This window comes from Apibacter sp. (genome assembly GCF_025291155.1).
In the GTDB taxonomy this organism is placed as follows: domain Bacteria; phylum Bacteroidota; class Bacteroidia; order Flavobacteriales; family Weeksellaceae; genus Apibacter.
Genome location: NZ_JAMBJZ010000105.1, coordinates 1 through 5,785 on the forward strand (window position 1 = coordinate 1; position 5,785 = coordinate 5,785).

5 protein-coding genes are annotated in these 5,785 nt (G+C 30.7%); 3 read left to right on the forward strand and 2 right to left on the reverse strand.

Going from position 1 to position 5,785, the window contains the following annotated elements; translation table 11 throughout:
* Window positions 1-124: 124 nt before the first annotated feature.
* A complete protein-coding gene (locus M3Z80_RS08785) occupies window positions 125-1,051 on the forward strand; it encodes a ribonuclease Z (RefSeq protein WP_293919240.1) in 927 nt (308 codons plus the stop codon).
* A gap of 141 nt (window positions 1,052-1,192) precedes the next feature.
* Window positions 1,193-2,536: an NCS2 family permease gene (locus M3Z80_RS08790; protein WP_293919241.1), complete on the forward strand. Its 1,344-nt coding sequence runs from the start codon at window positions 1,193-1,195 to the stop codon at window positions 2,534-2,536.
* Between the two features lie 469 nt (window positions 2,537-3,005).
* On the opposite strand, the gene M3Z80_RS08795 is transcribed toward M3Z80_RS08790, so the two are convergent.
* Together M3Z80_RS08795 and proB are read right to left on the reverse strand one after the other, a co-directional pair.
* On the reverse strand, window positions 3,006-4,259 hold the full coding sequence (locus tag M3Z80_RS08795; RefSeq protein WP_293919242.1) for a glutamate-5-semialdehyde dehydrogenase: 1,254 nt from the start codon (window positions 4,257-4,259) through the stop codon (window positions 3,006-3,008).
* 3 nt (window positions 4,260-4,262) lie between these two features.
* Window positions 4,263-5,339: a glutamate 5-kinase gene (gene proB, locus M3Z80_RS08800; RefSeq protein WP_293919243.1), complete on the reverse strand. Its 1,077-nt coding sequence runs from the start codon at window positions 5,337-5,339 to the stop codon at window positions 4,263-4,265.
* Window positions 5,340-5,571: 232 nt separating this feature from the next.
* On the opposite strand from proB, the gene M3Z80_RS08805 reads away from it, so the two are divergent.
* A partial coding sequence (locus M3Z80_RS08805) for a zinc ribbon domain-containing protein YjdM (RefSeq protein ID WP_293919244.1) occupies window positions 5,572-5,785 on the forward strand: 214 nt, incomplete at its 3' end.

Here is a 5,785-nt window from a genome sequence, read left to right on the forward strand (position 1 = left end):
AAGAAAAAAAAAATACCTTTAAATATCATATTTTTATTTAACAAATGAAAAAAATCATGTATTTTTATGAAAAATATTAGTGAGTAAATAGTTTATTACTATTAAAAAACACGATATAAATTTTATGGAACTTACTATTTTAGGTTTTAATTCTGCAATTCCAACCATACGCACAAATCCTACTTCTCAATTATTACGTTGTGGAAATGAAAATTTTTTAATTGATTGTGGTGAAGGAACTCAAGTACAACTAAGAAAAGCAAAAGTTAAGTTTACCAGTATTAACAACATATTTATATCTCATTTGCATGGTGATCATGTATTTGGATTAATTGGACTTATATCTTCTTTTCATTTATTGGGAAGAACTGAACCCTTACATATTTATGGTCCCAGAGGTATAAAGAAATTAATTGAAACTCAGTTACTACTAACCGAAAGCATTAATTATTTTGAAATTAATTTCATTGAGTTAACCTCTCAAGAAAGTGAATTGATTTACGAAGATAATAAAATGAGTGTATGGACTATTCCATTAAATCATCGCATTTATACAAATGGTTTTTTATTTAAAGAAAAGGTAAAACCGAGAAAGCTAAATATGGATGTGATCAATTTATATCCGGAAATCCAAACATGTGATTATCATAACTTAAAATTGGGTAAAGACTTTATCTCAGAAAAAGGTGAAATAATAAAAAATGAATTTTTAACCTTACCTCCTAAACATTCTTTTAGTTATGCCTTTTGCTCAGATACGAAATTTATTCCTCACATTATATCCCAAATAAAAGGAACGGATGTTTTATATCATGAAGCTACATTTTTAGATGATTTAAAAGAGCTGGCAAGTAAAACAGGTCATACTACAGCCTACCAAGCAGCGCAAATAGCAAAAGGTGCAAAGGTGAAATTGCTAATATTAGGGCATTTTTCTAATCGGTACACAGATCTTTCTGTTTTTAAAGAAGAAGCAGAAAAGGTTTATCCTAACACCATTATACCTGAGGAGCTATTTACTTTAGATTTTAATGAATTACCTCTTAGTTGAATAAATAAATGATCCGGAATAATTTACTATATATGCTAGATAAATAGTTAATAAAATAATTAAGATTTATAAAAAACTAAGGCTTGTATCATTTTTTTGTTAGTACTTTTGTTTTTTACTAAACTAAACTAGACTGATAACATGAAAACTTTTTTAGATGGATACTTTAAGCTATCCGAAAAAGGAACAACTGTTAAAAAAGAATTAATAGCGGGTGTTATAACTTTTTTAACTATGTCCTACGCGTTAATTGTAAATCCAAGTATTTTATCGGAAACAGGAATGGACAAGGAGGCTCTCTTTACCGGGACTGCACTTGCTATTATATTTGCTACTTTCTTAATGGGAATATTTGCAAAATTACCCATCGCACAGGGGCCGGGAATGGGGTTGAACAGTTTTTTTGCTTTCTCTGTAGTTTTAGGACTAGGATATTCTTGGCAATTTGCTTTAACTGCAGTATTCATTGAAGGTATAATTTTTATTTTACTAACCTTTCTCAACATTAGAGAAATGATTGTGAAAAGCATTCCCAAAGTTCTAAAGGAGGCTATTCCGGTTGGAATTGGATTATTTATTACATTAATAGGATTAAAAGGAGCGAACATTATTGTTTCTGATCCGAATACATTTCTTGCCCTAGGGGATTTCAAAATGCACTCAGTTTGGATTGCTTTTGCGGGCTTATTTGTAACAGCTGTTTTACATTCACGTAATATAAATGGATCTATATTGGCCGGAATTGTGGTATCAACAGTATTTAGCTATTTACTTGGAGATATAAACCTTCCGAAATCTTTTGTAAGTATGCCTCCATCAATTAAACCGATATTCGGTAAAGCGATCGAGCCCATGTTTTCTTCCGAAGGTTGGGATAAGATATTTTCAGTAGATATGCTTATTGTCGTATTTACCTTTTTATTTGTTAATTTATTTGACACGATTGGAACCCTAATAGGAGTAGTTTCCAAATTAGGATTAACAGATGAGGAAGGAAATTTTCCACAAATGAAAAAAGCATTATTTTCGGATGCTTTAGGTACAACAGTAGGTGCAATCTTGGGTACAAGTACTATAACTTCTTATGTTGAAAGTGCCTCAGGTGTAGCTTCAGGCGGAAGAACCGGTTTAACAGCGTTAAGTACGGCATTTATGTTTATCTTAGCATTGTTTTTAGCACCAATATTTTTACTCGTTCCGGCAGCCGCAACTGCTCCAGCTTTAATAATTGTGGGACTTTTTATGATTTCATCAGTTGTAAAAATCGATTTTTCAGACGTAACAGAAGGATTACCCGCTTTTTTAACTATAATTTTTATGCCGTTTACTTTTAGCATAGCTGAAGGAATTGTATTTGGTATGCTTAGTTTTACATTTTTAAAAGTTTTTGGTGGAAGATATAAAGAAGTTACTCCTACAGTTTATATAGTATCTTTACTATTTCTTATAAAAATTGTGCTTGATGCAGCTCACGTGATTGGATAACATAATAATTAACCAATAGTAATTATTGATGCTTGAATTTTTGCTTTATTTTATTGTTGAAAATAGCGGTTATTAAAACATAAAAAAGTAATTTAGGAAGCATTAGATTTTTATTTTATCCTAAAATCTAATGCTTCTTTAATATTATAATTAATTGAGCTAAATAAACTCTTTAATCAAATGCATTTTTTCTATGATCTTTATATTTTGACATTCTATAAAATAGATAATCTAGTAATAAGTTGAATGTAAGCGAAAAGTTATATTTCTAATAACTAAATAAAATAGTCTAACTGTACAATTCTCAAAAAGTAAAAAAATTGTCATTAAAATATGATAAAATGAATCTAATATAAAATCCTTAATGAACTTACTCGTATTGATAAGAAAAAAAAATTTAATTTCGATTGCTTTAACCTATTTGACACTTAGCTTCATAAAACAGGATAATTTGTTTCAATTTAAATTTTTACGATCGTATTTGACCATTACCTTCTACAATCCATTTATGCGTGCAGAGTTCTTCCAGACCCATAGGACCACGGGCATGCATTTTCTGCGTACTAATTCCTATTTCTGCCCCCATATCAAATTGCGCGCCATCAGTAAAAGCAGTAGAGGCATTCGCATAAACACAAGCAGCATCTACCATTTTTTCAAAAATATTTATACAATCTCTATTCTCACTTATAATGGCTTCACTATGTTTAGAACCATAAGTAGTAATATGATCTATGGCTTCTTCTAACGAATGAACTGTTTTAATTGCCATTTTATAATCCAAAAATTCTGTTCCAAAACTCTCTTGGGTTGCTTTACATAATAATTTTGATGGATAAAAGTTAATCAATTCATTATATGAACATTCATCTGCATAAAGGATTACTTCTTTTTCTTCCAATTTTTTACATAAGTCAGGAAGATCATTAATTCTTTCACTATCAATAAGTAAGCAATCAAGTGAATTACATACACTTACTTTTCTAGTCTTTGCATTGAAAATAATTTTTTTACCTATGTCCAAATTTCCATCTTTATGAAAATAAGTATGACACACACCTGCGCCAGTTTCTATAACCGGAATTTTTGAATTTTCACGTACAAAATTTATCAATCCTTTGCTTCCTCTTGGAATAATGAGATCTACATAATTTGATGCATGTAATAAGGCTAAAGTTGAAGAGCGATCATTTGGCAAAAAAGTACATATATTCGGATTGATGTTTTCATGTTGTAAAACTTTTTTTATAATGGTAACAATGGCCGAATTGGAAAAGAAAGCATCCGAGCCTCCTTTTAATATACATGCATTACCGGATTTTAAACATAGGGAAAAAACATCAAAACTCACATTAGGCCTGGCTTCGTAGATAATTCCTATAACTCCAAAAGGGACTGATATTTTTGATAAATTAAGACCATTAGGCAAATTTTTTTCAATCATTTTTTTTCCGATGGGAGAGGGAAGGGTGGACACATTACGAATGTCTTTAATAATATTGAAGATACGTTCCTGAGTAAGTAACAATCGATCAAATTTTGGGTCACTAGAGGGCATTCTCTCCGTATCTTTTTTATTTTCGGAAAGTATATAAGAAACCGAATTTTCAGTTTCTTTAGCAAGTGCTTGTAACACTTGAGTGATCTTTTTTTCCTCAATAAGTTGTAATTCTTTTGAGGCTTTAGCCGATAAGGAGAAAATATTTTGATAAATGGAAGACATATTTTATTTTTCAATATATAAATAATCGTAATGAATGAGAGCTTTAGTATGGGCTTTCCCTAGAATTTCTTTTGCTTCTTTACTGGTATAAGAGGATCGTCCAACTCCAATTTGTTTGCCAGTGTGATCAATAATACGTACAATATCATCAATTTCAAAATTACCTACTATTTTTGTTACACCAACTGCCAATATACTGACGGCCTTATAATTTATCAAAGCCTCTCTTACTCCTGCATTGATATGAATTTCTCCTTTTGCAAAACCTTCAGAATGTGCAATCCATTTTTTTACGCCGGAAATTTCTTTAGTAGAAGGAATAAATCGAGTGGAAGGAACTTTTCTTTCATTGACCAGATAAGATATAATATTTTCAGTTCTTCCATTAGCGATGATAACTTCAATTCCTTCCTCAGCTACTTTACGGGCTATATTGTATTTAGTTATCATGCCTCCTCTCCCGGTAGTAGATCTTGAAGACTGTATATATTTTTCAATAGTTTCCTTTTTAAAATCAATTTCTTTTATAAGCTCAGATTCAGGGTCTGAAGGATCGCCGGTATAAATTCCATCTATATTACTTAAGATTATCAGTTTTTTACAATCCATCATTGCAGCGATAAGACCGGATAATTCGTCATTATCGGTAAACATGAGCTCATTTATAGAAATAGCATCGTTCTCATTTACAATTGGTATTACCTTATTTTCTAGCATAACATTCATACAATTTCGTTGGTTAAGATAATGACGACGAGTAGAGAAGTCTTCTTTGGTTGCCAAAATTTGTCCGCATAGGATACCATGTTGTTTGAATAAATCATAATATCTATGAATTAATTTAACCTGTCCAACCGCAGAATATAATTGACGTGCAGAAATACTGTCTAGCTTAGCTCGGGTATTAATTTCATTTCGTCCTGATGCTACTGCTCCTGAAGATACCAGAATAATTTCCATATTATTTTTATGAAGCTCCGCAATTTGATCAACTAAGTTTGACATTTGTGTAATATCAAGTGTTTCATCTTCACGGGTTAACAGCTGACTTCCTATCTTAACAACAATTCTTTCTTTCATGCTAAATGAATTTGACCGATTAAGACAAAGATAACTTTTTATTTTGACTTAAAGAATCTTATCACCACCTGAAACTTTATATATAAATTATGATTATATAGATAAAAAATTTACTTAAGTACTTATAAAAATAGCTCAGGAAATAAGTGTTTATTCAATATTTGTTCTCCGAGTTTAAAAAAGTTATATTTGTGGGCCAATTAATTTTGTTAATCAATTAAATGTAAAAATAATGACAGATGTAGTAAAGTGCCCCAAATGTTCAATGGAAAATGTTTATTTTGACGGTACTTCTAATGTATGTCCCGATTGTTTCTATGAATGGTCAGGAGATGAAACCGCAAATAATACAGTAGTTAAGGATAGCAACGGAACTGAACTTCAAGATGGAGATGCTGTTACAGTAATTAAAGATCTTAAAGTGAAGGGTTCTTCCATGGTTATTA

Excerpts from the sequence above, each read along its gene's own strand:
- M3Z80_RS08785 (WP_293919240.1), top strand. The coding sequence starts at position 125 with ATGGAACTTACTATTTTAGGTTTTAATTCTGCAATTCCAACCATACGC.
- M3Z80_RS08790 (WP_293919241.1), top strand. The coding sequence starts at position 1,193 with ATGAAAACTTTTTTAGATGGATACTTTAAGCTATCCGAAAAAGGAACA.
- M3Z80_RS08795 (WP_293919242.1), bottom strand. The coding sequence starts at position 4,259 with ATGTCTTCCATTTATCAAAATATTTTCTCCTTATCGGCTAAAGCCTCA.
- proB (WP_293919243.1), bottom strand. The coding sequence starts at position 5,339 with ATGAAAGAAAGAATTGTTGTTAAGATAGGAAGTCAGCTGTTAACCCGT.